Source organism: Marinobacter sp. Hex_13, from assembly GCF_001566815.1.
Taxonomy (GTDB): Bacteria; Pseudomonadota; Gammaproteobacteria; order Pseudomonadales; family Oleiphilaceae; genus Marinobacter; species Marinobacter salarius.
On sequence record NZ_LSMM01000049.1, the window covers coordinates 64,732 to 90,550 of the forward strand.

The 25,819-nt window shown below is 57.4% G+C and carries 30 protein-coding genes; 25 read left to right on the forward strand and 5 right to left on the reverse strand.

Features of this window, described 5'->3' with window-relative positions; translation table 11 throughout:
- The gene (locus tag AXW11_RS12805; protein WP_036204779.1) at window positions 1-687 is read right to left on the reverse strand and encodes an SIMPL domain-containing protein; all 687 of its coding nucleotides are present in this window, start codon (window positions 685-687) and stop codon (window positions 1-3) included.
- Here AXW11_RS12805 and AXW11_RS12810 point away from each other — a divergent pair.
- Window positions 670-900, forward strand: coding sequence for a hypothetical protein (locus AXW11_RS12810; protein ID WP_126812165.1), 231 nt, complete (start codon window positions 670-672; stop codon window positions 898-900). The genes AXW11_RS12805 and AXW11_RS12810 overlap by 18 nt on opposite strands.
- Here AXW11_RS12810 and AXW11_RS12815 read toward each other — a convergent pair.
- Together AXW11_RS12815 and AXW11_RS12820 are read right to left on the reverse strand one after the other, a co-directional pair.
- A complete protein-coding gene (locus tag AXW11_RS12815; protein ID WP_036204783.1) occupies window positions 885-1,652 on the reverse strand; it encodes a gamma-glutamyl-gamma-aminobutyrate hydrolase family protein in 768 nt (255 codons plus the stop codon). The two genes, AXW11_RS12810 and AXW11_RS12815, sit on opposite strands and share 16 nt — an antisense overlap.
- Complete coding sequence (locus AXW11_RS12820) at window positions 1,645-2,640, reverse strand: amidoligase family protein (protein WP_091641044.1); 996 nt, start codon at window positions 2,638-2,640, stop codon at window positions 1,645-1,647. Before AXW11_RS12820 ends, AXW11_RS12815 begins: the two co-directional genes overlap by 8 nt.
- A 178-nt stretch (window positions 2,641-2,818) precedes the next feature.
- Between AXW11_RS12820 and lexA the strand changes: the two genes are divergently transcribed.
- On the forward strand, window positions 2,819-3,427 hold the full coding sequence (gene lexA, locus AXW11_RS12825; RefSeq protein ID WP_036204787.1) for a transcriptional repressor LexA: 609 nt from the start codon (window positions 2,819-2,821) through the stop codon (window positions 3,425-3,427).
- A gap of 165 nt (window positions 3,428-3,592) precedes the next feature.
- Window positions 3,593-4,003, forward strand: a complete 411-nt coding sequence (locus tag AXW11_RS12830) for a cell division inhibitor SulA (RefSeq protein ID WP_371915653.1) — start codon at window positions 3,593-3,595, stop codon at window positions 4,001-4,003.
- Window positions 4,004-4,006: 3 nt separating this feature from the next.
- Here AXW11_RS12830 and AXW11_RS12835 read toward each other — a convergent pair whose 3' ends face one another.
- Both AXW11_RS12835 and AXW11_RS12840 read right to left on the reverse strand, forming a co-directional pair.
- Entirely contained in the window at window positions 4,007-4,267 is a 261-nt protein-coding gene (locus AXW11_RS12835) for a hypothetical protein (RefSeq protein ID WP_007155189.1), read from the reverse strand.
- Window positions 4,268-4,318: 51 nt separating this feature from the next.
- Entirely contained in the window at window positions 4,319-4,795 is a 477-nt protein-coding gene (locus tag AXW11_RS12840) for a DUF6586 family protein (protein WP_036204793.1), read from the reverse strand.
- Window positions 4,796-5,056: 261 nt separating this feature from the next.
- Between AXW11_RS12840 and AXW11_RS12845 the strand changes: the two genes are divergently transcribed.
- The 22 genes from AXW11_RS12845 (at window position 5,057) to fliR (ending at window position 25,812) form a co-directional block, all read left to right on the forward strand.
- A complete protein-coding gene (locus tag AXW11_RS12845; protein WP_036204795.1) occupies window positions 5,057-6,415 on the forward strand; it encodes a DUF1329 domain-containing protein in 1,359 nt (452 codons plus the stop codon).
- A gap of 66 nt (window positions 6,416-6,481) precedes the next feature.
- Window positions 6,482-6,808 (forward strand): hypothetical protein, encoded by a 327-nt coding sequence (locus AXW11_RS12850; protein ID WP_036204810.1) that lies wholly within the window; start codon window positions 6,482-6,484, stop codon window positions 6,806-6,808.
- 71 nt (window positions 6,809-6,879) lie between these two features.
- Complete coding sequence (locus tag AXW11_RS12855; RefSeq protein WP_036204813.1) at window positions 6,880-8,331, forward strand: sigma-54 dependent transcriptional regulator; 1,452 nt, start codon at window positions 6,880-6,882, stop codon at window positions 8,329-8,331.
- A gap of 224 nt (window positions 8,332-8,555) precedes the next feature.
- Window positions 8,556-9,824 carry a sensor histidine kinase gene (locus AXW11_RS12860; protein WP_091641047.1) on the forward strand — a complete coding sequence of 423 codons (1,269 nt, stop codon included), beginning with the start codon at window positions 8,556-8,558 and terminating at the stop codon, window positions 9,822-9,824.
- Between the two features lie 12 nt (window positions 9,825-9,836).
- A complete protein-coding gene (locus AXW11_RS12865; RefSeq protein WP_091641050.1) occupies window positions 9,837-11,303 on the forward strand; it encodes a sigma-54-dependent transcriptional regulator in 1,467 nt (488 codons plus the stop codon).
- Window positions 11,304-11,520: 217 nt separating this feature from the next.
- Window positions 11,521-11,889: a flagellar hook-basal body complex protein FliE gene (fliE, locus tag AXW11_RS12870; RefSeq protein ID WP_036204822.1), complete on the forward strand. Its 369-nt coding sequence runs from the start codon at window positions 11,521-11,523 to the stop codon at window positions 11,887-11,889.
- Window positions 11,890-11,904: 15 nt separating this feature from the next.
- Window positions 11,905-13,602: a flagellar basal-body MS-ring/collar protein FliF gene (gene fliF / locus AXW11_RS12875; protein ID WP_036204825.1), complete on the forward strand. Its 1,698-nt coding sequence runs from the start codon at window positions 11,905-11,907 to the stop codon at window positions 13,600-13,602.
- Window positions 13,595-14,635: a flagellar motor switch protein FliG gene (fliG, locus tag AXW11_RS12880; protein ID WP_041333672.1), complete on the forward strand. Its 1,041-nt coding sequence runs from the start codon at window positions 13,595-13,597 to the stop codon at window positions 14,633-14,635. The genes fliF and fliG overlap by 8 nt, the downstream gene beginning before the upstream one ends.
- Entirely contained in the window at window positions 14,635-15,486 is an 852-nt protein-coding gene (locus tag AXW11_RS12885; protein ID WP_091641053.1) for a flagellar assembly protein FliH, read from the forward strand. Before fliG ends, AXW11_RS12885 begins: the two co-directional genes overlap by 1 nt.
- Complete coding sequence (gene fliI / locus AXW11_RS12890; RefSeq protein WP_227517887.1) at window positions 15,458-16,849, forward strand: flagellar protein export ATPase FliI; 1,392 nt, start codon at window positions 15,458-15,460, stop codon at window positions 16,847-16,849. Before AXW11_RS12885 ends, fliI begins: the two co-directional genes overlap by 29 nt.
- Window positions 16,849-17,289, forward strand: coding sequence for a flagellar export protein FliJ (gene fliJ / locus AXW11_RS12895; protein WP_075194739.1), 441 nt, complete (start codon window positions 16,849-16,851; stop codon window positions 17,287-17,289). Before fliI ends, fliJ begins: the two co-directional genes overlap by 1 nt.
- Before the next feature lie 124 nt (window positions 17,290-17,413).
- Complete coding sequence (locus AXW11_RS12900) at window positions 17,414-17,719, forward strand: STAS domain-containing protein (protein ID WP_036204837.1); 306 nt, start codon at window positions 17,414-17,416, stop codon at window positions 17,717-17,719.
- A 32-nt stretch (window positions 17,720-17,751) separates the two neighbouring features.
- Complete coding sequence (locus AXW11_RS12905; RefSeq protein WP_036204839.1) at window positions 17,752-19,518, forward strand: ATP-binding SpoIIE family protein phosphatase; 1,767 nt, start codon at window positions 17,752-17,754, stop codon at window positions 19,516-19,518.
- Window positions 19,515-19,859 carry an Hpt domain-containing protein gene (locus AXW11_RS12910; protein ID WP_036204841.1) on the forward strand — a complete coding sequence of 115 codons (345 nt, stop codon included), beginning with the start codon at window positions 19,515-19,517 and terminating at the stop codon, window positions 19,857-19,859. The genes AXW11_RS12905 and AXW11_RS12910 overlap by 4 nt, the downstream gene beginning before the upstream one ends.
- A 129-nt stretch (window positions 19,860-19,988) precedes the next feature.
- Window positions 19,989-21,206, forward strand: coding sequence for a flagellar hook-length control protein FliK (locus tag AXW11_RS12915; protein ID WP_036204843.1), 1,218 nt, complete (start codon window positions 19,989-19,991; stop codon window positions 21,204-21,206).
- A 167-nt stretch (window positions 21,207-21,373) separates the two neighbouring features.
- Window positions 21,374-21,883, forward strand: a complete 510-nt coding sequence (locus AXW11_RS12920; RefSeq protein WP_041333674.1) for a flagellar basal body-associated FliL family protein — start codon at window positions 21,374-21,376, stop codon at window positions 21,881-21,883.
- 103 nt (window positions 21,884-21,986) lie between these two features.
- Window positions 21,987-22,985 carry a flagellar motor switch protein FliM gene (gene fliM, locus AXW11_RS12925; RefSeq protein WP_007155171.1) on the forward strand — a complete coding sequence of 333 codons (999 nt, stop codon included), beginning with the start codon at window positions 21,987-21,989 and terminating at the stop codon, window positions 22,983-22,985.
- Window positions 22,978-23,493, forward strand: a complete 516-nt coding sequence (gene fliN / locus AXW11_RS12930; protein WP_036204846.1) for a flagellar motor switch protein FliN — start codon at window positions 22,978-22,980, stop codon at window positions 23,491-23,493. Before fliM ends, fliN begins: the two co-directional genes overlap by 8 nt.
- Window positions 23,494-23,557: 64 nt before the next feature.
- Window positions 23,558-23,974 (forward strand): flagellar biosynthetic protein FliO, encoded by a 417-nt coding sequence (fliO, locus tag AXW11_RS12935; RefSeq protein WP_051946792.1) that lies wholly within the window; start codon window positions 23,558-23,560, stop codon window positions 23,972-23,974.
- Between the two features lies 1 nt (window position 23,975).
- Window positions 23,976-24,740, forward strand: coding sequence for a flagellar type III secretion system pore protein FliP (fliP, locus tag AXW11_RS12940; RefSeq protein WP_051946660.1), 765 nt, complete (start codon window positions 23,976-23,978; stop codon window positions 24,738-24,740).
- A 13-nt stretch (window positions 24,741-24,753) separates the two neighbouring features.
- On the forward strand, window positions 24,754-25,023 hold the full coding sequence (gene fliQ / locus AXW11_RS12945) for a flagellar biosynthesis protein FliQ (RefSeq protein ID WP_007155167.1): 270 nt from the start codon (window positions 24,754-24,756) through the stop codon (window positions 25,021-25,023).
- Between the two features lie 6 nt (window positions 25,024-25,029).
- On the forward strand, window positions 25,030-25,812 hold the full coding sequence (gene fliR, locus AXW11_RS12950) for a flagellar biosynthetic protein FliR (RefSeq protein WP_036204848.1): 783 nt from the start codon (window positions 25,030-25,032) through the stop codon (window positions 25,810-25,812).
- The last annotated feature ends 7 nt before the right edge of the window (window positions 25,813-25,819 follow it).

The following is a 25,819-nucleotide window of genomic DNA, read 5'->3' on the forward strand; positions in this document are numbered from 1 at the left end:
CTACTCCAGTTCAAAAGTCGCGCTAACCCGGGCCTCCAGTTCACGGGAACCGACCGCTGAGACAGCGTCCGAGGCGCCTCGCATTTCCGCCATCATTGGCATCGGGGGTTGATGGCCACCATCGACGTTAATGGTCATCACCTCTCCGCACTGTTTGTCCAGTTCCCGGGCGACAAATTCGCAGCGTGATTTCGCATCCGCAATGGCGCCCGCCAGGGCCTGTTTACGCAAACCGACTTCATCGGAATGAAAAAACTGATGGGGACCGACGTTGTAGTCCATACCCAGTGATTGCGCCTGTGCAAGAATCGGGTTGAGCAGAGAGAGGTCATCGATGGTGAAGCTGACCGTTTGTGAAGCCACGGCCACTCGTCGGGGCTCCTCGTGACGCTCTGGTGATGGAATCGAACGGCTGTAAAGGTTCAACGAGGCGTCGCTGTAGGATTTGAGCCGGTCGCGGAAGTCCTCGATGCTCTCCCTCCACTTCTCCATCTGCTCGTTGACTTCCTCAGTGGCCGTCTCGGGAAGCTTGTGCTCGGCGCGGGCGGTGAACTGCAGCCGTGCGCTGTCTGGCGTATACTTGACTGAGGCCTGACCGCTCAGGCTGACTTCTGCTGCTGATGCGCCCAGGGGAAACAGAATCAGGGCCGTGGAGGCCAGCAGGTATCGATGGACGTTGTGGAACATAGTTGGATCTCCATGTTATTGCACGAGAATCAGGTCAGGTTGACGCCCCGGGAGCGTGATATCCTGTTCAGGCTGACCGGGAGCGACCCCCATTATGTGACCACCCGCGAGCAACTGAAAGAGTGGGCGGCCCGTTATTTGACGGCTCTGCCCGACGATGCTCGGGAAATTCGTGAAATTAAGGCCGTGTTGCAGCGTTATCTGCCATTTTGAGCGGTATTCTCATCATCTTCTCCGGCGGCTTCGACGGGTTCATCCAGCCGAATCAGCTTCCTGTCTTCCGCAGCCTGCACGAAATGGCTGAAAATCCGCCGGTGGCCGCCATGATAAAGCAGGTACTCCGGGTGCCACTGGATGCCCATTAGCCATTGCCCACGTGTATTTTCTATCGCTTGTACAAACGAGTCGTTGTCCACGGCAACAACGCGGAGATGTGTGCCCAGTTTTTTGATGCTCTGGCTGTGGATGCGGTTCGCGCCAATGACCGGGCTGCGCATCACCTCTCCCAGGCGGCTGTCACTGACGACCCGAACAGTCTGTAGCGGTAACAGTAACGGCCGGTGGCGGGTGTTCACCCGCAGAGGTGTCACGTTCTGGCACAAAGATCCGCCGCGGAAAATATTGATAAACTGGGCGCCGCGGCAGATACCCAGTACCGGGATGTTCAATTCTTCAGCACGGGACAGCAGACGAACATCGGTTTCGTCGCGGCGCACGTCATACCGGGCGGTTACCTGGGGAGTCTGACCGTACCGCGAAGGGTGCACGTGGGTACCACCGGAGAGCACAAGGCCGTCGAGCAAGGAGACGTCCACCTTCGAACCCGGGCGGATAAAATGGGTACGCGCTCCATGGAGGCGCAGCGCGAAGGTGATCAGCCGGTGGGCGAGGCTGCGGCGTGCCGGGCCGCTGATGCCAATCGTAAGGCCCGGATGTTCAGGCTTATCTACCGGGCTTTCAGACATAGTTCCCGGACCGAAGCCACTGGTCAGACGTGTCTAACCAGCTGTGGGTCAGGTTATGGAGGCTCAGTTTGCGACTGTTGCGAAACTCCGTAACCAGTTTCGATAAGTCATCAGCGTTGGCCACCAGTTGTTCCAACACAATCCAGTCATTCCAAACCGTGGAAAAATGCCAGTCAGGGTTATCAATGTCGCAGTCGGGTAGCCGGTAATGAAGCGTTGGCCGGCTTTTGATGCGCTCATCCTCCACATATTCTGCGAGCAAATCGCTGTTCAGGTGTGCGAACAGCGGGAGCAGGTCCAGGGCCTTGTTGCGGGTTGGATTGTAATGCAGATAGTCCCGCATTAATTGCTCCATGTCCGGCGCATAATCCTCTGAAATCAGAAGGTCAATGTAGGTGCTGCTCCAGGGCTCAATGTAGCTGGTCAGCTTACGGCTGAAATCGATCTGGTGGCGTGCCTTCAGCCACTCGTAGAGCGCAGCGAAGGCCCGCAGGTAGCGCACCAGCGTTGTGGCTCTGAGGTCCGGTAGCTCCGGGTTCAATTGCAAACCAAAGGCATAATAGAGCGCCTCCCGGCTGCCGAGTGCGCCTGCTCTGCGCAGCTCATCGCAAAGTGTCTCTATGCGTTCCAGCTTACTGAAAGCCATCGGAGGGCTGACGATCTCCAGGGGCACGATTTTCTCGGCGGCTGCGTCGATCACGCTCATGGCCTGGCCGCCAAGCTCCCTGACAGATTCGGGAAGACGCTCGTCGGCCAGATCAAGGTCCTTTATCGGGTCCGAATCCAGTTCGATGGTAAAGTCACCGAGTTCCGTTTCAACCTCGGACACATAGCGCGCAACAGACTTTCCGGTGCCTCCCAGCAGTTTTGCGGACAGCGAGACGAGATCTTCGTAACCGAGGCCGGACAACTCAATTTCAACGCCAACTCTGCGTTCCTTGCCGTCATCCGTCTTGAGGATGTCCGGTAACCTACATCTGTTGCTCATTCAGGCGACTCCCTATTTTGGTTGCGATTACCTTAACACAGTCATACGTCAGGGCGTGGTGGACGGGCCACCCAGTGCGGCTCAAGAAAAAATTGCGTTTACAGGGTTTACACTGGATAAAACACTGTATATAGTCAAATCACTGTATATAAAAACAGGGCTAACCGGGGCAACCTAAATGAAGCTGACAGCTAGGCAGACACAGGTACTGGATATTATTCGTCGCTACCTTGACGAGACCGGGTATCCGCCGACCCGTGCAGAAATCGCGGCGGAACTTGGGTTTCGTTCTGCCAATGCCGCAGAAGAACATCTGCGGGCACTGGCCCGAAAAGGCGCCATCGAGATGGTGCCGGGAGCCAGCCGGGGAATACGTCTTCCCGATGTAGAGGCTGATCTTGGTTTGCCAGTGATCGGTCAGGTGGCGGCCGGTAGCCCCATATTGGCCCAGGAGCATATCGAAGACCATTGCACCCTGCAGCCTGAATTTTTCTCGCCCTCGGCGGATTATTTGCTCAGGGTGCGCGGCATGAGCATGAAGGACATTGGCATCCTTGACGGCGACCTGTTGGCGGTGCACCGCACCCACGATGTGCACAACGGACAAGTGGTTGTGGCGAGGGTAGGTGAGGAAGTCACGGTCAAACGGTTCCGTAAGGAAGGCTCGAAAGTGTACTTGATCGCCGAGAACGAGGAATTCGAACCCATAGAAGTGGATCTGACAGAACAGGAACTCTTCATTGAGGGGCTCGGCGTCGGGGTCATACGGCGCTCGGACCTTCACTGACACCCCCAGGGTGTCCGGACATATCCGGCTGTGTTTCGTTGAGTGTTGAACACCGCGGGCGCGGCTTAACGGCAGGTGAGGCTTATCATGGAACAACTCAGCTTTAATCAGAATCTGGCTTATGCTCACGGAGGCGGCAGGTTTGTCGGTTCAGAGGTTGCCGGTATGAGCGACCATGATACCGTCAGGGCGCCTGCTGTCAGGAGTCGCCCAGCCAAACCGGCAGGCAATGTGACCGAAATCATTTTGCCCGAAGGGCAGGTTGAGAACTTCCAGCTATTGCTACCGATGCTTACGCAGTTGAATCAGGAGAAGCGTTGGTTAGCCTGGATTGATCCGCCCCAAAGCCTTGTCAGTAAGTGGCAGACCATGCGTGGCATCGTTGCAGGCGAACTGTTGGTGTTGAGGTCTACTCCTGACTACCCAGCCGGGGAGCTTGCCGAGCGAGCACTGAGCGCAGGCACCTGTCACGCTGTGGTCATGTGGACCCACAAGCTCGGGCGCGAAGCGCTCGCGTCACTGGAGCAGGCTTCGGCTCGGGGTAACAGTCATGGTGTGGTGCTGCGCCAGCGCTGATCGTCAATGAAGTGTGTAGGAGGGCCGGATGTCCTGAGTGTCCGGCTCTTCGTCTTCCCAGTCGATATCATGGGCAACGTTACCGACGGCCTCAATACCGGCTGCAATCATGGCCTTGGCCACGTTCATGTCCCGGTCTTCCATCATCTCCCTGGCTTCCGTCGAAAATGATATCTGGACCAGTGGTGCACTGTCGTCGTCGATGCGGCGAAGCGCATAGTCTCCGTTGCTCAGTTGTACAATCTCGAAAAACGATGGTGACATTAAGTTAGCCTTTCAGTTCATTCCTGTTGGGTCCGGCAACGCCGTGGTTCATTACCATTCGCTGTGCCGATCCTCGAGGATATCGATAAAGTGTTTCATCGCGCCCAGAGTGGTTTCCAGAGCCTGCTTTGAGCGATCCGGGCCGGTGTCAGCTGCAACCGCAATCACGTTTTCATTGCTGACCGTTTTTCGGGTCACCGGGGGATTGCCCTGATGACGCTCAAGCTGCTCGAGATGACTCCACCAACTCCGCCCGTCACTGGCCAGCTGCTCCAGTTCTGTCATTTCCGGGCTGTGGGTTCCGATCAGCTCATCCAGTGCCTCAAGGTCATCAGGCTGGCTATGTTTGTGCTGATACACCCTGGCGATCATTACCAGCGTCAGTTTTCGAGCCCTCAGCCCCAGCTCTATGCTGCCTTGCAGCAGCGCTTCTTGCGTTGGAACGCTGTCGCTGTGCTCCAGCTGCCCCAACAGGTTGCGAGCCAGGAATATTTTCTGGGAAACCAACGAATGCCACTGTGAAGCCATGGTAGTACCTGAGAGTGGTTTCACTGCTGTGCGATGAATTAATCGCCAACTATAACATTTTTCATTGTGAATTTCTCCTCCCGCCGTTGGTTTGGTGGTTTTGACAAGAAACTACAAAGATTCACTTGAAACGGTCGTTTGAATTTGGCAAAAAGGCGCCCCGATTGAATAACATTTGATCGCCTGTTGTTGTTTCCGGCGTAGGCATGCCAAACCGCGAATGATACATGGGTTGATCGGTTACCTTGGAGGTAGAAGGGAATGCGGAACCAATGGGTCACGGGTTTTACAGTGGCATTGTTTGGGTTGTCAGGCGTTGCGTTGGCAAAGGTCAGTGAATCCGAAGCTCAGCGGCTGGCTAGCGAACTGACTCCAGTTGGAGCTGAGCGGCAGGGCAATGCCTCTGGCAGCATTCCTGCGTGGACAGGTGGGCTAACCAAGCCGCCCGCTAGTTGGAAACCGGGGCAGGTGGAAACCAACCCGTTTCCCGAGGATGAGCCTCTGTTTGTTATTACCGGCGCGAATGTGGATCTATATCGCGACAAGCTGACCGACGGACACATCCGTATGCTTGAGCAATATGGCCCGGAATTTGTGATGCCGGTGTACCAGACCCGTCGTACCGCGGCCTTCCCGGAAGATGTGTACGAAAAGTCCCGGGAGAATGCCCGCAGCGCGGAACTTCTGGCGAACGGAAACGGTGTGCGTGACACCATCATGACCAGCCCCTTCCCGATTCCAAAGAATGGCCTGGAGGTGATCTGGAACCACATCCTGCGTTATCGCGGAGAGGAACTGTCGTTCCGTAGCGCTTCAGCGACGCCCCAGGTGAACGGTTCCTACAACCAGGTTGTTAACCAGTACGACTATTACTTTGCCTACAGCCGCCGCGGCGCGAACCTCGCCGATATCGATAACAAGATTTTTTACCTGAAAACCGACACCATCGCGCCATCCAGTCTCGCGGGCACCATCACTCTGGTTCATGAAACCCTGGATCAGATTCGCTCACCCCGGCTGGCGTGGCGATACGATGCCGGCTCAAGGCGGCTGCGCCGGTCACCGAACCTGGCCTATGAAACCGATCTGCCGAACTCTTCATCCCTCCGCTCGGTTGATCAGAAAGACATGTACAATGGCGCCCCTAACCAGTACGACTGGGAGCTGAAAGGCAAGCGTGAGATCTTCGTGCCCTACAATGCCTACAAGCTTCACGACGCGGATGTCCAGCCGGACGATGTCATTCGGCCACAGCACATCAACCAGGAGTTGGCCCGATACGAGCTACATCGGGTATGGGTTGTCGAAGCGAAACTGCGGACCGGTATCAGCCATATCTATTCCCGCAGGGTGTTCTACGTCGACGAAGATAGCTGGCAGATTCTTGCCACGGAGGAGTACGACAGCAATGATGAACTCTGGCGGGTGTCCGAAGCTCACAACATCAGCTACTACAGTGAGCCGGTATTCTGGACTACCATGGAGATGACTTACGATCTGAACGCCCAGCGCTATTACATTGATGGTCTGGATAATGGCTTCCCCGCCTATGATTTCGAGCCTGGCTTCCGTGGTAATCAGTTTTCTGCCTCGGCAGCCCGGAGAGCAGCCCGCCGCTGATGACTGGCAGCCCCGGGCCGGTTGAGGCACGGGGCGCTACCGGACCGTTTTCAAGGAGATGCAATTATGTCGGTACCGGAACAGCTAGAGGCAGTGGATACCCTGGTTGAACACCTGAAGACCGCGCTTGCGGAGAAGAACTGGGACGAACTGTCCCGTCTGAATGAGCTGGTCAAACCGACGATCGAGCCGGTTATGGCGGCCCTTGAGGCCGGCGAGCTGAGCCCTGAGCCAGTCAGGGAAAGGCTGGCAGCCCTGCAGACATTCTGTGATCGTGCCAATATTTCGGCAAATGAAGCCAAGGCGGAAGCCCAGAAAGCGCTGAAAGGGGTGAACCAGAACCGCAGCGCGGCAAAAGCCTATCAAAACGTCTCGTTAAATCGGCCAAAATAGCGTCATAAAATTGACTCAGGCCCACTTACAGTCTTAAATACCGCACAAATCCCCGCAAGAGATTCGTTTGGATGTCGAAGAATAACAAGGTGCTGGTGCTCAGCGAGGACGATGCGAAAAGACGTGACATTTCTACCATTCTTGAGTTTATCGGCGAAGAGGGCATTGTCGTTGGGGCCGATGCCCATTCACTGCTGAGCAGCGGTGACGCTGAGGATCTGGAGTCAATTTCCGTTGCCGTTGTTAACGGCGAGGACGATGGCGTGACCGCAGTGATTTCAACCGTGTGCGAGGTCGCTCAGGGGGTGCCTTTGCTGTTGGTTGGCGACCCTGATCTGGCGGGCCTCTCCGACGACGAGACAAGCCGGGTAATTGCCCGCATGGAATGGCCGCTTAACTACACCAAATTCGTGGACTCGCTCTACCGTGCACAGATCTACCGGGATCAGTTTGCACGTTCCCGTGAACGGGGGCAGCAACGTGGTCTACAGCTTTTCCGTAGCCTTGTTGGTACGAGTCGAAAAGTGCAATCGGTACGCCAATTAATGGAGCAGGTGGCCGACAAGGATGTGAGTGTGCTGATTACTGGCGAGTCGGGAACGGGCAAGGAAGTGGTGGCGCGAAACCTCCATTACCATTCCTCTCGTCGCGACAAGCCCTTCGTGCCGGTCAACTGCGGTGCCATTCCAGCGGAATTACTGGAAAGCGAATTGTTCGGGCACGAGAAGGGCGCGTTCACCGGCGCTATCACCTCGCGGGTAGGTCGGTTTGAAATGGCCGAGGGGGGCACCCTGTTTCTGGACGAGATCGGCGACATGCCGTTGAACATGCAGGTCAAGATTCTGCGGGTTCTGCAGGAACGCACTTATGAGCGTGTTGGCAGTAACCGGACTCAGTCAGCCGACGTCAGGGTCATTGCCGCGACTCATAAACATCTCGAAGACATGATTGAAACGGGCGATTTCCGTGAAGATCTCTATTACCGCCTGAACGTTTTCCCCATTGAAATGCCCGCTTTACGTGACCGGGTTGAAGACATTCCGCTGTTGATCAATGAATTGATTTCGCGGATGGAGAAAGAAAAGCGGGGCTCCCTCAGGCTGAACTCGGCGGCGATCATGAGTCTTTGCCGCCACGACTGGCCCGGGAATGTTCGCGAACTGGCGAATCTGGTGGAGCGGTTGGCGATTATGCACCCCTACGGTGTCATTGGGGTTCAGGAGTTGCCCAAGAAGTTCCGTTACGTGGACGATTACGACGAGAACCGGCCAGTGGAAGACTCCGGTATGCCCTCTGGCATTCCCGGGCTGGTGGGGCTGGATGCGCCGGCTCTGCTGCCGGTGAACGGCATCGACCTGAAGGACTACCTGTCCAATCTTGAAAGGCAGTTGATTCAGCAGGCGCTGGATGAAGCCGGGGGAGTAGTGGCCCGGGCAGCCGAAAAGCTTCGGATTCGTCGAACGACGCTGGTTGAGAAGGTCCGGAAGTATGGACTTCGGGATGAAGAGTCCGAGGAGAGCTGATCAATCCCCCAAAGAATCGGTTTCTGATGGCGTCAAAGGTTTGTAACCTTCGGCGCCATCGCTGTTTTTAGGCGACGGAAACCCGTCGTATACCTTTCCTCTGTTTTTCCTTCCTGTTGAAAAATAAACAAAATTTAAAGTTGGCACAGTGCTGGCTTAGTCTCGTCCAAACGATCCATCCGATTGGTACGGGCCGGGGGTTAGTCCGGTCAGAGGGCGAGTTTATGAGTCAGTTACAGTTTGTGGGTTTGTCGTCAGCAAAGGCGTCTGCCAATGCGGCTGCCGATGTCAATGACAAGGTGACGGCGTTGTTCCCGGAGCAGGACGATGAGGCTGTGGGGACAGCGTTGGAGCTGTTTAATCAGATGTCCCGACAGATCACTGATTCCTACCGCACTCTTGAGTCCCGTGTTAATCAGTTGTCCGGGGAGCTGTCCGCGGAATCCCAGCAGCGCCAGGCGGAGCTGGAGCAGAAAGAGGAGCTGGCAGACCGGCTCTCGACGCTTCTGCATGCGCTACCGGCCGGGGTTGTGGTGCTCGACAGCCAGGGGGTGGTGACGCAGACCAATCCGGCGGCGATCACGTTGTTGGGGGAGCCTCTTGGTGGAGAGCGGTGGGTGGATGTTATCCGTCGCTGTTTTGCGCCCCGCCGCGACGATGGCCACGAAGTGTCACTCAAGGATGGCCGTCGTGTCAGTATTGAAATTCGTACCATGGAAAACCAGCCGGGGCAGTTGATCCTGCTGACCGACTTGACTGAAACCCGTCATTTGCAGTCTCAGCTCGCCCATGCCCAGCGGCTTTCCGCCATGGGCAAGATGGTGGCTTCCCTGGCTCATCAAATTCGCACACCGCTGTCGGCTGCCATTCTGTATGGCGGGCACCTCAGCCAGGAAGACCTGGACGAGGAGATGCGTCAGCGTTGTGCCTCACGGTTGATGTCCCGCTTGACGCACCTGGAGCAGCAGGTGCGTGACATGCTTATTTTCGCCCGGGGCGAGACGCGGTTGGCAGAGGAATTGTCTGCCGACACCCTGGTTCAGGCGCTGGCTTCCGCGCTGGAAGGACTGAAGCTCCCTGCCGGTGTGTCGGTGGAGTTGAGTGACCAGGTCAATAGCGCCGCGCTGATGTGCAATCGTGATGCTCTGGTGGGTGCCTGTACCAACCTAGTGAACAACAGCGTGGAGGCCGGGGCGACGAACGTTGAAGTTGCCGTTGTGTCCGTTGACGAGGAACTGGTGGTGTGCGTGAGTGATAACGGTCCTGGGTTTACCACGGAGCAGGCAAGTCAATTGCTGGAAGCGTTCTATACCACCAAATCCCACGGCACCGGCTTGGGCCTTGCCGTGGTCCAGGCGGTGGTGAAAGCGCACCAGGGTCGTTTCTCGATTGATGCGCCTGCCGCCGGAGGTGCTGTTGCCATCATTTCCCTGCCATTGATGCGTTCGTTGTCGACGGGTGACCGTCGGCAGCAGCCATCAAAGAATGACTGATCGGAGGCTATTATGGCCAAAGCCCAAATTCTGATTGTTGAGGATGACCAGGATCTTCGAGAAGCGCTGGTTACCACCCTTGAGCTGGCAAAGTTTCGCGTGCGTGAAGCCGCCAATGCGGAGCAGGCCCTGGCGAAGCTGGCTGAGTCACCGGTGGATATGGTTGTCAGTGATGTGAACATGCCTGGAATGTCCGGTCACGATTTGCTGCATGAAATACAAAGACGGTACCCCGGCCTGCCGGCCATGCTGATCACCGCCTATGGTCAGATCAGCCATGCGGTGTCCGCGATGCAGTCCGGTGCCATCGACTACCTGGTCAAACCGTTCGAGCCCTCAGTGCTTGTGGATGCGGTGACCAGAGTGGTCGGCGGCGGCCGCCAGAAAAGTGTCGACCAGCCCGTTGCGGAAGATCCGATCAGCAAACGGATGTTCCAACTGGCGGCGAAGGTGGCAGCCAGTGACTCGACGGTGATGATTTCCGGGGAAAGTGGAACCGGTAAAGAGGTGTTGGCGCGCTATATTCACCAGCAGTCTCCCAGGTCAGACCAGGCGTTCGTGGCGATCAACTGCGCGGCAATTCCCGAGAATATGCTGGAGGCCATCCTGTTTGGCCACGAGAAGGGTGCCTTTACCGGTGCGGTTGCATCCTCCCCGGGCAAGTTCGAGCAGGCCAACGGTGGCACCATCCTGCTGGATGAGATTTCGGAAATGGATCCTGGCCTGCAATCCAAGCTGTTGCGGGTGCTGCAGGAGCGCGAGGTTGAGCGGGTCGGTGGTCGCAAGACCATCGCCCTGGATGTACGGGTTATTGCCACCACCAACCGGGATCTGTCCGATTACGTGCGGGAAAACAAATTCCGTGAAGACCTGTACTACCGGCTGACGGTCTTCCCCATGCACTGGCAGCCACTGCGCGAACGTACACTGGATATCATGCCGCTGGCGAATGCATTGCTGAAAAATCATTGCCGCAAGATGAAATTGACCGGCGTGACCTTCGCGCCCGACGCCAGAGATGCGCTGATGGGTCATCAATGGCCGGGCAACGTTCGCGAGCTGGACAACGCGATACAGCGGGCGCTGGTCTTGCACCAGGGGAATGTCATCCATGCTGGTGACCTTTGCCTGGAACTCGGAATTACCGGGCGTATGGAAAGTGGCCCCGCCGGCACGACATCTCCGGCCTCGCCACACCCAGTCGTTTCCGAATCCGGGGCTGAGTCACCTGATCGGGACGCTCAGGATACCTATGCCGAGGAAAGCCTGTCGGGTCTCGGAGCGCTATCTTCCACGTCACTGGGTGATGAAGTCCGACAGCGTGAATTCCGGATTATCATCCAAACGTTGAAAAAAGAGCGTGGTCGACGCAACCGGGCGGCGGAGCAGTTGGGTATCAGCCCGCGCACGCTCCGATACAAGCTGGCCCAGATGCGCGATGCCGGCATCGATCTGGATGCAGAGCTGGCCGCCGCCTGACCACAACCAACAGGCTCCTTCGTTCGGCACCCAAGGGTGCCGTTTTTTGTGCCCACGTCAAAAGACCGTCGCTGTCTTTCGCCTTTCTCTCCGATTGTTAATTAACATTATGAAAATTAACAAATAAATTATGTTGGCCTGCGGTTTGCTTTGACCTGTTCAGATATGTCTAGGTCAATGGCTTGCCCATTTATACGGCGGGCCGGGAGAGTGAATCATGGTTCAGCGTGCTGACATCAACAGTGTCCTTTCAGAAATTCGCAATATGCGCTCGCAGATGATGGAGAATCAGCGGGTTGAACAGGACAACAACATTCGCGGACGGATGGACGGGCCGTCCAAGGTCCAGGAAACCTCCGACACTCCCAAATTCAGCGACATGCTCAGCCAGGCTGTGGGTTCTGTGAACGAACTCCAGCAAACATCCAGTGATATGAAGACGGCGTATGAAATGGGCGATCCGAACATGGATATCTCCCGCGTCATGATCGCGTCTGAAAAAGCATCCATCTCCTTCGAGGCATTGACCCAGGTCCGTAACCGGGTGGTGAAGGCCTACGAAGACATCATGAATATGCCGGTTTGATAGCGGAGCGGACCCATGGCCAGCGTACCTGCTGAAACCTCATCCTCGAACATGCCCGCGGCGCGGGGAGACGATACCGGCGAGAGCCGTAGCGACCTGATTTTCGGCTTCAACCGGTTGAACCTGCTGCGACAGGTGGGCCTGATGGTGGGGCTTGCCGCCAGTGTTGCCCTTGGCGTTGCTGTAGTTCTCTGGGCCCAGGAGCCCAATTACCAGCCTGTGGTGGGGGATATGTCCGGCTACAACCCACAGGATGTCACGACCATTCTAGATGCCAACAACATCGACTACCGTATGGATCCACGCACAGGCGCATTGCTGGTGCCCTCCGATGAGGTCTATAACGCCCGCCTGAAACTTGCAGCAGAGGGCGTGACGGACGAGCAGACCATGGGCTACGAACTGCTGGACCAGGACCGTGGCCTTGGAACCTCCCAGTTTATGGAAACCATCAGTTTCCGCCGTGGCCTGGAAGGCGAGCTGGCACGAACGATTGGCAGCATGCGCACGGTTCGTGCCGCTCGGGTTCATCTGGCGATTCCGGAGCGCTCGGTGTTTGTCCGCGACGCGCGCACGCCGACAGCGTCCGTGTTCCTTGAAGTAATTGCCGGTCGTCGCCTGGAGCAGGAGCAGATTGCCTCGATCGTGAACCTGGTTGCCGGCAGCATTCCGGAAATGAGCAAGGATAATGTGACCGTGGTCGACCAGAGTGGAAACCTGCTCACCGGTCGTGAGGACGGCGGTGACAGCCAGCAGATTGAAGACCAGTACGATTACACCTCCCGCGTTGAGGATCGCCTGGCTCGTCGGGTTGCCTCCATGGTCAGGCCGGTGGTGGGCGACGGTCGTTTCCGTGCGGAAGTGACGGCTGATCTCGATTTCTCCTCGGTGGAACAGGCTGAGGAGCTGTTCAATCCCGAACAGCAAGCTGTGCGCAGCGAGCGCCAGATGTCCGAGCGGCGTGCCGGTGGCGGCGCCAGTGGAATCCCCGGCGCCCTGTCCAACCAGCCGCCCGCTCAGCCGACAGTTCCGGAACAGGCAACCGCCGATGACGAGGGCAACGTCCAGGCGCCGCCGGTGAACGTGCGTGAAGAGTCGACCCGAAACTACGAAATGGACCGCACCGTCAGCTATATCCGCCAGGAACTTGGCCGCATAAAACGTTTGTCGGTAGCCTTGGCGGTTGATGATATGAAAGTGGTGGATCCCCAGACCGGCGAAGTCAGCTATGAACCCTGGCCGGAACAGGAACTGCAGCGCCTGACCATGCTGGTACGCGATGCCGTGGGGTATTCGGCCGCCCGGGGTGACAGTGTTACGGTGATGAACACTGCGTTCGCCGCCGAAGAGCAGATCGAGTTTGAAGCACCGGCGTTCTGGGAGCAGCCGTGGTTCTGGGACCTGATGAAGCAGGTGCTCGCAGGCCTGGTCATTCTGGTTCTGGTTCTGGGCCTGTTGCGACCCACCCTGAAAAGTCTGTCCGGCGGTGGCCGCAGCGAACGCAGGGGTGACTCCGACGACGGCTATGACGGCCTTGATGGCATCGAAGGCGGCGACGCTCTGCGCGAAGCCATGCATTCACAGGACGATCTGCTTTTGCCCGGCGCGACAGACAGCTATGATAGGCAATTGAATGCACTGAAAGGCCTGATTGCTGAAGACCCCGCAAGGGTCTCCCAGGTGATGCGCCAGTGGGTGAATGTCGATGACTGATGAGAACAACCGCCAGCCTGATGCGGCGCAAAAGCCCCAGCGCAAGATTCCGCGGGTGGAGCAGGCGGCAATCCTGCTGATGTCACTGGGCGAAAACGACGCTGCCGAAGTGCTCAAGCACATGGGGCCGAAAGAGGTCCAGCGGGTTGGCGTGGCCATGGCCCAGATGAAAGACGTCAGCAAGGACGATGTTACCTATGTCCTGAACCAGTTTGTCGAGGCTGTTGGCGGCCAGACCGGGCTGGGGGTTGGCAATGATGATTACATTCGCACCATGCTTACCCAGGCCCTGGGGGACGACAAGGCCTCCAGCCTGATCGACCGTATCCTTATTGGTGGCAACACCACCGGCCTGGATACCCTGAAGTGGATGGAACCCCGTGCGGTGGGCGATATTATCCGTTATGAGCACCCCCAGATTCAGGCCATCGTTATTTCCTACCTCGATCCGGACCAGGCCGCGGAGATCCTCGGCACTCTGGACGACAAGGTGCGCCTGGATGTAATGATGCGGGTGGCTTCGCTGGAAAGTATCCAGCCGCAGGCACTGCAGGAACTCAACGATATCCTCGAGAAGCAGTTCTCCGGTGGCTCAGCGGCCCAGACCAGCCGCATCGGCGGGGTCAAACGGGCGGCTGACATCATGAACTTCATGGACCGCAGCGTTGAAGGCGGCCTGATGGATTCCATCAAGGACATGGACCCGGACCTGGCGTCCACAATCGAGGACTTGATGTTTGTCTTCGATAACCTCAAGGACATTGACGACCGTGGTATTCAGGCGTTGCTGCGGGAAGTGTCTTCCGAGGTGCTGGTCGTCGCGCTCAAGGGCGCCGATGACGCCGTTCAGGAGAAAATTTTCAAGAACATGTCCAAGCGGGCCGCAGAACTTCTGCAGGATGACCTGGAGGCCAAGGGGCCGGTACGGGTCAGTGAAGTGGAGTCTGCCCAGAAGGACATTATTACCATTGCCCGTCGTATGGCTGAAGCTGGTGAGATCACCCTTGGTGGTGCTGGCGAAGAAATGATGTGATGAAAGATCCCCGTCGCAACCTCGATCGCATTCCCAAGGAAAACCTCACGGCCTACGAGCGTTGGGAGCTTCCGCTGTTGGATGCGCGCGGCAATGAAATCGCGCAGGAAGAAGACCGCGACGTAAAGCCGTTGACCGCCGCTGATATTGAGGAGATCCGCCAGGCGGCCCGTGAAGACGGTCATGCGGAAGGCCGTGACGCAGGGTATCAGGCGGGGCTGAGTGAAGGTCGTGAGCAGGGGCACCGGGAAGGCTTTGAAGCAGGGCTTGCCGAGGGCCGCGAGCAGGGCGCGGAGGAAGGCCTGGCGGACACCCGCAAGGAGGTGGATGCCAAGCTGGACCGACTGGAGCATTTGCTTGGCGAATTACTGGAACCAATCAAACGCCATGAAGACGAGGTGGAAACGGCGTTGGTCAATCTGACGACCGTTCTTGCGCGCTCCGTGGTGTTCCGGGAGCTTTCGTTGGATTCTTCCCACATTACCAACGTGGTCCGCAAGGCGATGACGGCGCTACCATCTACAACGGAAAACGTGCGCATCCATATTCATCCGGATGACTATCAATGGGTCAGTGAGGTTGCCGACAGGTTCGAGGCGGCGACCTCCATTGTCGAAGATGCTTCTGTTCTCCGGGGCGGTTGCAAGCTGGAAACCCGCCACAGCCTGGTGGACTTCACGGTGGAAAAACGCTTCCAGAAGGCCGTTCAGGGCATGCTGGACCGCCAACTGGACACCGAATCCGCCGGTGAGGGGGAAGAGCTTGATGCCATGATGGGCGATCTGACCGACTTCCGGCACGATGTGCTTGACTCCGACGAGGATGAAGGCCATGACAGCACACCTGGCTGAACGCCTGACACGACTGCAGGATTACTTTACCGAAGACCCCCAGCCGGAACTGTCCGGGCGGCTGACGCGCATGGTAGGCCTTACCCTGGAATGTGTGGGTTGCCCCATGGTGGTCGGCGACCGCTGCGTGATTACCGGGCAGGGCGCCGGCACCGTGGAAGCGGAAGTGGTGGGTTTTGAGGATGACCGTGTCTATCTGATGCCGCTTACGGCCATAGAGGGGTTGCGCCCTGGAGCCAGGGTGGTGCCGTTGTCGGTGGCCAGCCGGGTGCCGGTCGGCCCGGAGTTGCTGGGGCGGGTGGTCAACGGCAACGGCGAGCCACTGGACGGCAAGGGCCCGCTGCAGGCGGAAGCCCGCGTGTCTCTCAGTGGCGATATCATCAACCCGCTGGACCGTGCGCCGGTGCGTCAGTCCATGGATGTGGGTATCCGGGCTATCAATTCACTGATGACCGTCGGCCAGGGGCAGCGCCTGGGCCTGTTTGCCGGCAGCGGCGTTGGCAAGAGTGTTCTCTTGGGTATGATGACCCGCTTCACCAACGCGGATATCACGGTGGTTGGCCTGATCGGCGAACGGGGCCGTGAGGTTAAAGAGTTCATTGAGGATATCCTTGGGGACGAAGGGCTTGCCCGCTCTGTTGTGGTTGCTTCTCCCGCCGATGACTCACCACTGATGCGCCTGCGTGCTGCCATGCTGACCACCCGGATTGCGGAATACTACCGGGATCAGGGCAAGCGGGTATTGCTGTTGATGGATTCATTGACCCGCTATGCACAGGCCCAGCGGGAAATTGCCCTGGCCGTCGGCGAGCCTCCAGCCACCAAGGGCTATCCGCCTTCGGTCTTCGCCAAATTGCCGCAACTGGTGGAGCGTACCGGCAATGGCAGGCCTGGTGGTGGCTCTATTACTGCATTCTATACCGTACTGACGGAAGGCGATGACCAGCAGGATCCTATCGCGGACGCCGCGCGGGCGATCCTGGATGGCCACATTGTGCTGTCCCGGCGATTGGCGGAAGAAGGCCATTACCCCGCCATCGATGTGGAGGCGTCCATCAGCCGGGTAATGCCGCAGGTGACCGAGACCGAACATTTTGCCCGCGCCCAGCGCTTCAAACAGGTCTACTCCCGCTATCAGCAGGCCAGGGACCTGATCAGTGTCGGGGCCTATGTAAAAGGATCAGATCCTGAAACCGATTTTGCCATCACCCATATCGGCAACATGGGACAGTTCCTCCAGCAGGGGTTGAACGAAAGCGCACCGTTGGAGGACAGCATCCAGCAGTTGCTTGCGGTGGTGCCGGAAAGACGCTCTCCCGATCGCCCCAAGACCCCGCCACAGGCCGATGGAGGTGGTAGGTGATGCTCAGGTCCCAGCGCCTTTCGGTCGTGCTCACTCTGGAAGAACGTAAAGAAAAGGCCGCTTTGGAAAAAATGGCGGAAGCACAGCAGCATCATGAAGCCCAGCGCCAGCAGATAGAAAACCTTGAGCGGTATCAGCGGGAATACCGGGAACAGATCCGCAGTAGCCAGAAAGGTGTGGTGTCTGTTGCTCGCCTCCAGGGCTGGCAGGCGTTTATAGCCCAGTTGGATCAGGTGATTGTGCAACAGCAGAAACTGCTGACACAGGCGGCAGAACGGCTCCAGGCGTGCCGGGAAGAATGGCAGAGGGCCTGGGAGCGGCGCCGGGGAATGGAAAAGTACATTGAAACCTGTCGCCGGCACGAGCAGCGGGAGCAGGATGTCAGGGACCAGAAGCAAATGGACGAAGCCGCCGGGCGGATACTGGCGAGGCGGCGCTGAGCGGGTTGCCAAATGGCAAACGGCGGATGCAAATTCGGTGTTGTAAGCTATCCTTTATGTCAGGGTGCTCTGGGCACACCTGTCATTTCCCGTTACCCGGCACGCATACCATGGAGGCTCCGGAATGCCGATTCATACGCATCGCAGTGACGATGGCCAGACCCTGACCATAAAAATTGAAGGGCGTTTCGATTTCAGCACCCATCAGGCGTTTCGTGATGCGTACGAACATGGCGACGAAAAGGTGAGCTGCTTTGTCGTCGATCTTTCGGACACCACCTACCTCGACAGTTCCGCCCTAGGCATGTTGCTGTTGCTGCGTGACTACGCGGGGGGTGACCGTGCCCGGATTCGCATCGAAAACTGCAACAGCGATGTGCGTCGTATTCTGTCAATCTCCAACTTTGAACAATTGTTCGCGATTCGCTGAATCACCCGGGGAAGACGTCACGGAGGCCCGATGTGGATGATCCACTCCCAGAAAACCGGCCACTCCGGATTCTCATTGCCGATGACAGCCACAGTGATCGTCTGATACTCAAAACCCTGTTGCGCCGCCTTGGTCACGAGGTTGAAGACGCCGAAAACGGACTGGAAGCCGTCAATATTTTCCGCAAGTCTGCGCCAGACATCGTCCTGCTGGATGCATTGATGCCGGTTATGGATGGGATGGAGGCCGCCCGGCAGATCAAGGTGCTGGCGGGAGAGCAGTTGGTTCCCCTGATTTTCCTGACATCATTGTCGGACGCCGGCGCCCTGGCTCGTTGCCTGGAGGCTGGCGGCGACGATTTTCTGACCAAACCCTACAATCGCATCATCATTGAAGCCAAGATTAACGCCTTCAATCGCATGCGGTTGATGCACCGCACCCTGAGCCATCACCGGGATCTGATTCGCGAACGCAACAGCACGCTATTGGAAGAGCAGAAGGTTGCGAAGCGGGTGTTTGACAACGTTGCCCATACCGGTTGTCTGGACGCGCCCAATATCCGCTTTCATGCGTCGCCAATGTCAATTTTCAACGGCGACGTGCTGTTCGCCTGTCCACGCCCGGCTGGCGGCATGCAAATACTGATTGGGGATTTCACTGGTCATGGCCTGCCGGCCGCCATCGGCGCCATGCCCGTGGCGGAAATTTTCTACGGCATGACCAGCAAGGGATTCAGTGGCAGCGATGTACTCCGGGAGATCAACCAGAAACTGGGCCGGATACTGCCCACCGGAATGTTCTGTTGTGCAGCCATGATCCAGGCGGATTTTCACCTGAACCAGCTGCAGATCTGGAATGGAGGGCTCCCTGACGGAGTGTTACTGAGAAAGGATGGAGCGCGTGAAACCATTGTTTCACGGCACCTGCCCTTGGGGGTGCTCGGCAGTGCACGGTTTGATGCGGGTATGGATGTGTTCCATACCGAGCCGGGTGATACCTTGCTGATGATGACAGACGGTGTGATGGAGGCTGAGAACCATCAGGGTGAGATGTATGGAGAGCAGCGCCTTGCCCGCTCTCTCGACGAAATGAGCCGACAGGGGTCACCGTTTGAAACCATTATGGCCGGCATTCGTACCTTTACCGGAAATCAGCCTGAACAGGACGACCTGACGTTGATCAGCCTGCGAATGGCGGAAGACGCGGAACTGGTTGGTATTTCCGATCGACTGCCCCAGTCCGCACTGGAGGGGCCGTCGGAGTGGCGCTGTGTGTACGAGGTTCAGGATCGAACCCTGGGGCAGTTCAGCCCCCTGCCTTTGCTGCTGCATATCTGCATGGAGGTGCCGGGGCTGCGCCGGAAGAGTGGCGAGATATATACGCTGTTGTCTGAGCTGTACAGCAACGCACTGGAACACGGTGTGCTTGGCTTGTGCTCGGACTGGAAGGCGACACCCGACGGATTCGGGCACTACTACGCTGAACGTGAGCGGAGGCTGGCCGATGTGGCGGGCCACTTTATACGCTTTACGTTGACCCATACCATGACAGACAGGGGCGGGCAGCTGGTTATTGTCTGCGAAGACAGTGGCAGTGGCTTTGATTTCAGCAGTGTGCGTCCGGAGGCCGAAGATGAGCGCCGCTATTCAGGCAGAGGTTTGCTGTTGTTACAAAAAATTGGGCGTTCCCTGAATTACCGGGAACATGGCACCAAGGCTGAAATTGTATATGATTGGTATTTTTCTGAGGTTACTGGCCGTGAGGGCAGTATCACCCAACAACCAGGGGGTTGGTCATGACGGACAAACCACACCTTGATGAAGAAGCGTTGGCCGAGTTGCAGGAAGTCATGGAGAATGAGTTCGACATTCTGATCAATACTTACCTCCATGATTCCTCTGACCGTATTGCGCATCTGCGGTCGGCACTGGAAAAATCGGATGCTGACGCGTTCGCAAAATCCGCTCACAGCTTCAAAGGCAGTTGCATCAATATTGGTGCCCCTCGACTGGGCGAACTTTGTTTCGAGGCGGAGAAGGCGGGCCGCGACAATCAATTGTCACAGGCCGGAGCAATGCTCGACGACATCGAGAATGAATTCCGACAGGTTGAGGGCACACTCAAGCGTTTTATTGCGTGACGTGAACGAATGGCATCGCTTTTGCTTTGATACCGTACAGGTGCGCTGAAAAGCAGGATTAGCGCACTGAAAGGGCGTCTGCAGCGTTCAGATTCCACCGTCATCCAGTAAAAGCGGCAAGAGGTTGCCATGTCCCAAATGGTTCTTCCCCAGGCTTCCCCACAGGGTCCACAGGCCGATAACGGTTCGAAAAGCGTCTCAGGCAATCGGGAAAAAAACGGCGATAGTCCGTTTGATTCCGTGTCTCGTGAGGAGCAGCAACGAATCGATCGAAAACAGGCTGAAAAGCGTGATCAGGCTCGGGCCGAGGATACTGGCCGTGCCGACCAGGCCGGCCGGGACAAAAGCGAAAGCAAACCCGCCGATGACCCTGAGGAACCGCGAACCAATGCCCAGGCTGACAACTCGGAGGTTCAGGGCAAGGAAGGGGCTCCGGAAAAACCGACTGCAGAAAAAGAGGAGGCCGCTCCATCTGGGGAAGCTGAGTCTCCATCGTTAGCGGATCAGGAGGCGCCGAAGGAGGTTGTTCCCCTGACATTCGCTGAACTTCAGGCTCTGCTGATGCCGGCGGGGGGGAACACCACGGCAGTGTCGGGCGGCAACCCGGGTGCCGGTAGTGGCGCACTGCCGGGTGTGCAAGCATTTGCCGGAATGATTGCAGGCCTGCCTGGCAATACCGCAGGCAAACAGGCCCTGTCGACAGTGCAGGGAAGTGGTTCAGGCGCTGCGCCGGGCCTGGCATTGACCGACGCTTTGTTGTCGGGTGTGGCGGCAGACGCATCGCGTCCTCAGGAAACCCCATCGCTGCAAGGCGCGGTGCGCTTCCAGGCCGCTGCAGAGTTGGCTAACCAGCAGCTGGCCAATCCGAATACGGCAAAGCTGCCTGCAGAGGTCGCCAACTTGCGAGGGTATACCACCTCTATTGATGTACCGGTCAGTCACGCGGAGTGGGGGGACAAGCTCGTCGGAAAGCTGACCTGGCTGACAGCACGAAATATGTCTGTCGCCGAAATACATCTCACACCGCCTGATATGGGGCCCATGGAAGTCAGGGTTCAGGTTCAGCAGGAGCAGGCACACATTACCGTTCATTCTGCCAACCCGGCCGTGCGGGACCAGCTTGAACTGCACAGCCACCGTCTCAGGGACATGCTGAGTGAGCAGGGGCTGTCACTGGACCAGTTTGACGTCAGTGATTCATCGCAGCAGCAAGCCGGCGAGGACAATGCCGGGGAGGGCAGCAAGGATGAGAGGGCAGTACTTGCCGATGGCGGACTGGACGAACAGGATCTACCATCTGAATCCCTTGATCTGACCTGGAAAGGCGAAGTTGATATCTTCGCCTGACCTCGGCACCCCTTCACCTGATGATTCTGCATCACTCTCCCTTTGCCCATCCTCCCCAGCAACGCTAAACTGCTGTTCTGATAGGGAGGATGGGGTTATCTGGCCCGTCCTTTGCTTAAACCTCTTTATAACCGTTCCGGTTGACGGATTTCTGGCAGACCTACGTTATGGCTGAAAACAATGCGCCCCCTGAGGCGCCGGCAAAGAAAGGCAAGCTCAAACTGATACTGATGCTGACCGTGGTGATTGTTCTGGCGGTCGGGTTGTCAGTCGTTGGTACCATGTGGTTTCTGGGCGGTGGCATCCCGGGCATGGCTGATGCAGAACAGGAAGACAGCTCGGAGCAGGTTGAAGTGTTTGTGCCCAGCACCTACACGGTGCTGGAGAAGGCTCTGGTCACGACAGTGCAGGCCGAAGGGCGGCAACGCTATGCCCAGGTATATCTGGCTTTCGAGGCTCAGGACCCGGCAGCACTGGCTGCGGCCAACCAGCATATGCCGTTGCTTCGCAGCAAACTGATCGGCGTACTCGGTGGCAGGGACTTTAATGAGTTACAGACGCCGGAAGGCCGGAAGGCGCTGGCCGATGATATGCTGGCGACCGTTAACAGCGCGCTAGAACAGGAAGGGGAGTCGCCCTTGCTGGCCGTGCTGTTCAGGAACTTTGTCGTTCAGTAGAGAATGCGTTAGAAATGCATTAGCAATGTACTAGAGACAATCTAGGGCAAGCTAAAGAATGCAACAGCGCCCGGTAGGGCGGACATCACAGGCAGAGAAACGTATGCAGGACTTACTGTCACAGGACGAAATTGACGCGCTCCTCCATGGTGTGGATGACGGCGACATTGATACCTATGATGAAACCGACGAAGCCGGTATCAAGTCCTACGACCTTGCCAGCCAGGACCGCATTGTCCGTGGCAGGATGCCTACGCTGGAAATGATCAACGAGCGTTTCGCCCGCTATACCCGGATCAGCCTGTTCAATCTGTTGCGCCGCAACGCCGATGTGTCCACCGGTGGTGTTCAGATCATGAAGTTCGGCGAGTACATCCACACCCTGTACGTGCCCACCAGCCTCAACCTCTGCAAGGTTCGCCCGCTTCGGGGGACTTCGCTGTTTGTGCTGGATGCCAAGCTGGTTTTCAAGCTGGTGGACAACTTCTTCGGCGGGGAAGGCCGACACGCCAAAATCGAGGGCCGCGAATTTACCCCGACGGAAACCCGTATCGTACAGATGGTGCTTGACCAGGTGTTTCATGACATGCGGGAAGCCTGGCATGCGGTGTTGAAGGTGGATTTCGAGTACCTCAGTTCCGAAGTCAACCCGGCCATGGCCAACATCGTCAGCCCCAGTGAGGTGGTGGTTGTGAGCACCTTCCACATTGAGCTTGATGGTGGTGGTGGCGAGCTGCACATGGCGCTGCCGTACTCCATGATTGAACCCATAAGGGATGTGCTGGACGCTGGCGTCCAGAGCGACATTGACGACGTGGATGAACGCTGGGTCAGTGCGCTTCAGGAAGACATCAAGGACGTGAATGTTCCCATTAACACCACGGTTTGCCGCCGACGCATTTCTCTTCGCGACATTGCCAAACTGAAGGAAGGTGACATCATCCCCGTGGAAATCCCCGAGTTACTGACCCTGACTGCCAATGGCATTCCGGTCTACAAAGCCACGATGGGAACCCGTGATGGCAAGCTGGCGCTAAGGATTCATGACCGGGCGACGGTGCCCAAAGTGAAAAAACAACTGAAGGTGGGACGCAATGGCTGACGACGATAAGAAAGACGAGCAGGAACTCAGCGAAGACGAGAAGCTTGCCGCCGAGTGGGAATCCGCCATGGAAGAGTCGGGGGATGCCGACGAAGATGGCCGCGAGGACGAATGGGCTGCGGCCATGGCAGAGGCTGGAGAAACCGACGACGATGACGGCAGCGACGACGCCAAAGATAATGTCCGTGCGGCACCTATGGAAGAGTTTCCGGAGGGATCGAACTTCAGCCAGGGCACTGGTCCCGCACCGGACCTGGATGTCATCCTCGATATTCCCGTGACCATTTCCATGGAAGTGGGTAACACCCAGATTCCGATTCGCAACCTGTTGCAGTTGAATCAGGGCTCGGTCATTGAACTGGACCGGCTGGCGGGTGAGCCGCTGGACGTGCTGGTCAATGGCACCCTGATTGCCCACGGCGAAGTGGTCATGGTGAACGAGAAGTTCGGCATCCGCCTGACGGACGTCATCAGCCCCGGCGAACGCATTAAGCGGTTGCAGAAATAGGATGGTGCGGGTGCATCGTTTTGCTGTCCGTTATGGCGTTCCCGGCATGTTACTGGCGGCCTTTATGCCTGCCTTGACGCGCGCTCAGGAGCAGGAAGGGCCGGCCCGGGAAGTTGCCAGCGCACCGGATACCGTGGCCACCATGCTGACGCTGGGCGTGGGCCTGCTGGCGGTGATTGCCATTATCTTTGGTTGTGCCTGGATTGTGCGTCGCATGAGCGGGATGACGGGCGGCAACACCCGGGCTATCAAGGTGGTCTCGGTGATGCCCATGGGCACGCGTGAGCGGATTGCCCTGGTCGAAGTCGGTGGCAAACAGATTCTGATTGGTGTTACGCCTTCAGCCATTCGCACGTTGCATGTGTTTGATGAACCGGTCGTCAGTGCCGGTGATCCTGTGTCCAGTGATTTCGCCCGTAAACTCCAAGGCATGATCGGGAAATCCTGGGGCTCCGGTTCTTCATCGAAGGAAGGTTCCTGACATGGCGGTACCTGTGTCCGGGCGCATCCTGGCGTTACTGACCCTTTTCATTCTTACGGCCTGGGCGCCCACTGCGCTGGCGGATATACCCGGTATTCCGGCCTTTACGGTAACGCCGGGCGAGGAAGAGGGCGTTCAGGAATACTCCGTATCCCTGCAAATCCTGGCGCTGATGACGGCGCTGACGTTCCTGCCTGCCATGCTGATGATGATGACGTCGTTCACCCGCATCATCGTGGTGTTCGCAATCCTGCGTCAGGCTCTTGGGCTGCAGTCCACGCCTTCCAACCAGATCCTTCTCGGCCTGACACTGTTCCTGACCATCTTCATCATGAAGCCGGTCCTGGAAGAGGTGAACGAAGTGGCTCTGCAGCCGTACATGCAGGAAGAACTCAGCTCGTTGGAGGCGGTTGAGCAGGCCAGTCAGCCCTTCCGGAAGTTCATGCTGGCACAAACCCGGGAAAGTGACTTGGGCCTGTTCATGCGTATCGCCGACGAAGAATACGACACCGCTGAAGACGTTTCCTTTTGGGTGCTGCTGCCGGCCTTCGTGACCAGCGAACTGAAAACCGCGTTCCAGATCGGATTCATCCTGTTTATTCCGTTTCTGATTATCGACATGGTGGTCGCCAGCGTACTGATGGCGATGGGTATGATGATGTTGTCTCCGATCATCATTTCACTACCGTTCAAAATCATGCTGTTTGTGCTGGTGGACGGCTGGGCCCTGATCATGGGCACGCTGGCCGCCAGTTACGGGATATAGGGGAGAGCCGACCATGACACCCGAAACCGTTATCGACATTCTGCGTGAAGCTCTGTGGATGATCGTGCTGTTGGCAAGCCTGATTATTGGGCCAGGCCTGGTGATTGGTCTTGTGGTCAGTACCTTCCAGGCCGCCACCCAGATCAACGAACAGACCCTCAGCTTCCTGCCCCGGCTGCTGGTGACACTGATCACCATTATCGTTGCTGGTCCGTGGATGCTGACCCAGCTCCTTGATCATGCAAACCGGCTGATCACCAGCATTCCTTACCTGATCGGCTGACCCGGCATGCCCACGGAGATATCAGCCGACCTGATCAACCAGTGGGTAGGTCAACACCTGTGGCCGCTGTTCCGGCTGGCCAGCTTCATGATGGTCATTCCCTTTATCGGCACCCAGCTTGTCCCGGCACGGGTTCGTTTAGGGCTCGCTCTTATTATCACTATCCTGGTAGTGCCCATGATCCCGCCCGTGCCCCAGGTGGATGCATTCAGTGCTGACGGGGTTGTGATCACCTTGCAGCAGATCCTCATCGGTGTGGGTATGGGGTTTGCCCTGACGGCCCTGTTCCAGCTGTTTGTTGTGGCCGGCCAGATGATCGCCATGCAAATGGGGCTTGGTTTTGCCTCCATGGTTGATCCGGCCAACGGCGTGAGTGTGCCGGTGCTGGCGCAGATCTACACCATCACCATTACTTTGCTGTATCTGGCGATGAACGGGCACCTGGTGGCGTTCGAAGTTTTCATAGAGAGCTTCCGTACCATCCCCATTGGCCTGGAAGGTTTGGGGCAGACTGGTGTGTGGCAGCTTGCCCATCGCATCAGCTGGATATTTGTGTCCGCTATATTGCTGGCCCTTCCTGCTGTCACTGCCGTGTTTATCGTGAATATTTCCTTTGGGGTTATGACACGTGCTGCTCCCCAGATGAACATTTTTGCCCTGGGTTTTCCGATTGGCCTGATTTTTGGATTATTTGCCATATGGGTGCTGCACGCCAATTTTCTGCCACATTTCGAGCAGTACACCCGGGAGACGTTTGAGTTCATGCGCAACCTGCAAGGGCAGCCTTAGTAGCGAC

What these genes read in the sequence shown, in the direction of transcription:
- AXW11_RS12810 (WP_126812165.1), top strand. Translation starts at nt 670, where the DNA reads ATGGACGTTGTGGAACATAGTTGGATCTCCATGTTATTGCACGAGAAT.
- AXW11_RS12805 (WP_036204779.1), bottom strand. Translation starts at nt 687, where the DNA reads ATGTTCCACAACGTCCATCGATACCTGCTGGCCTCCACGGCCCTGATT.
- AXW11_RS12815 (WP_036204783.1), bottom strand. Translation starts at nt 1,652, where the DNA reads ATGTCTGAAAGCCCGGTAGATAAGCCTGAACATCCGGGCCTTACGATT.
- AXW11_RS12820 (WP_091641044.1), bottom strand. Translation starts at nt 2,640, where the DNA reads ATGAGCAACAGATGTAGGTTACCGGACATCCTCAAGACGGATGACGGC.
- lexA (WP_036204787.1), top strand. Translation starts at nt 2,819, where the DNA reads ATGAAGCTGACAGCTAGGCAGACACAGGTACTGGATATTATTCGTCGC.
- AXW11_RS12830 (WP_371915653.1), top strand. Translation starts at nt 3,593, where the DNA reads ATGAGCGACCATGATACCGTCAGGGCGCCTGCTGTCAGGAGTCGCCCA.
- AXW11_RS12835 (WP_007155189.1), bottom strand. Translation starts at nt 4,267, where the DNA reads ATGTCACCATCGTTTTTCGAGATTGTACAACTGAGCAACGGAGACTAT.
- AXW11_RS12840 (WP_036204793.1), bottom strand. Translation starts at nt 4,795, where the DNA reads ATGGCTTCACAGTGGCATTCGTTGGTTTCCCAGAAAATATTCCTGGCT.
- AXW11_RS12845 (WP_036204795.1), top strand. Translation starts at nt 5,057, where the DNA reads ATGCGGAACCAATGGGTCACGGGTTTTACAGTGGCATTGTTTGGGTTG.
- AXW11_RS12850 (WP_036204810.1), top strand. Translation starts at nt 6,482, where the DNA reads ATGTCGGTACCGGAACAGCTAGAGGCAGTGGATACCCTGGTTGAACAC.
- AXW11_RS12855 (WP_036204813.1), top strand. Translation starts at nt 6,880, where the DNA reads ATGTCGAAGAATAACAAGGTGCTGGTGCTCAGCGAGGACGATGCGAAA.
- AXW11_RS12860 (WP_091641047.1), top strand. Translation starts at nt 8,556, where the DNA reads ATGAGTCAGTTACAGTTTGTGGGTTTGTCGTCAGCAAAGGCGTCTGCC.
- AXW11_RS12865 (WP_091641050.1), top strand. Translation starts at nt 9,837, where the DNA reads ATGGCCAAAGCCCAAATTCTGATTGTTGAGGATGACCAGGATCTTCGA.
- fliE (WP_036204822.1), top strand. Translation starts at nt 11,521, where the DNA reads ATGGTTCAGCGTGCTGACATCAACAGTGTCCTTTCAGAAATTCGCAAT.
- fliF (WP_036204825.1), top strand. Translation starts at nt 11,905, where the DNA reads ATGGCCAGCGTACCTGCTGAAACCTCATCCTCGAACATGCCCGCGGCG.
- fliG (WP_041333672.1), top strand. Translation starts at nt 13,595, where the DNA reads ATGACTGATGAGAACAACCGCCAGCCTGATGCGGCGCAAAAGCCCCAG.
- AXW11_RS12885 (WP_091641053.1), top strand. Translation starts at nt 14,635, where the DNA reads ATGAAAGATCCCCGTCGCAACCTCGATCGCATTCCCAAGGAAAACCTC.
- fliI (WP_227517887.1), top strand. Translation starts at nt 15,458, where the DNA reads ATGAAGGCCATGACAGCACACCTGGCTGAACGCCTGACACGACTGCAG.
- fliJ (WP_075194739.1), top strand. Translation starts at nt 16,849, where the DNA reads ATGCTCAGGTCCCAGCGCCTTTCGGTCGTGCTCACTCTGGAAGAACGT.
- AXW11_RS12900 (WP_036204837.1), top strand. Translation starts at nt 17,414, where the DNA reads ATGCCGATTCATACGCATCGCAGTGACGATGGCCAGACCCTGACCATA.
- AXW11_RS12910 (WP_036204841.1), top strand. Translation starts at nt 19,515, where the DNA reads ATGACGGACAAACCACACCTTGATGAAGAAGCGTTGGCCGAGTTGCAG.
- AXW11_RS12915 (WP_036204843.1), top strand. Translation starts at nt 19,989, where the DNA reads ATGTCCCAAATGGTTCTTCCCCAGGCTTCCCCACAGGGTCCACAGGCC.
- AXW11_RS12920 (WP_041333674.1), top strand. Translation starts at nt 21,374, where the DNA reads ATGGCTGAAAACAATGCGCCCCCTGAGGCGCCGGCAAAGAAAGGCAAG.
- fliM (WP_007155171.1), top strand. Translation starts at nt 21,987, where the DNA reads ATGCAGGACTTACTGTCACAGGACGAAATTGACGCGCTCCTCCATGGT.
- fliN (WP_036204846.1), top strand. Translation starts at nt 22,978, where the DNA reads ATGGCTGACGACGATAAGAAAGACGAGCAGGAACTCAGCGAAGACGAG.
- fliO (WP_051946792.1), top strand. Translation starts at nt 23,558, where the DNA reads ATGCCTGCCTTGACGCGCGCTCAGGAGCAGGAAGGGCCGGCCCGGGAA.
- fliP (WP_051946660.1), top strand. Translation starts at nt 23,976, where the DNA reads ATGGCGGTACCTGTGTCCGGGCGCATCCTGGCGTTACTGACCCTTTTC.
- fliQ (WP_007155167.1), top strand. Translation starts at nt 24,754, where the DNA reads ATGACACCCGAAACCGTTATCGACATTCTGCGTGAAGCTCTGTGGATG.
- fliR (WP_036204848.1), top strand. Translation starts at nt 25,030, where the DNA reads ATGCCCACGGAGATATCAGCCGACCTGATCAACCAGTGGGTAGGTCAA.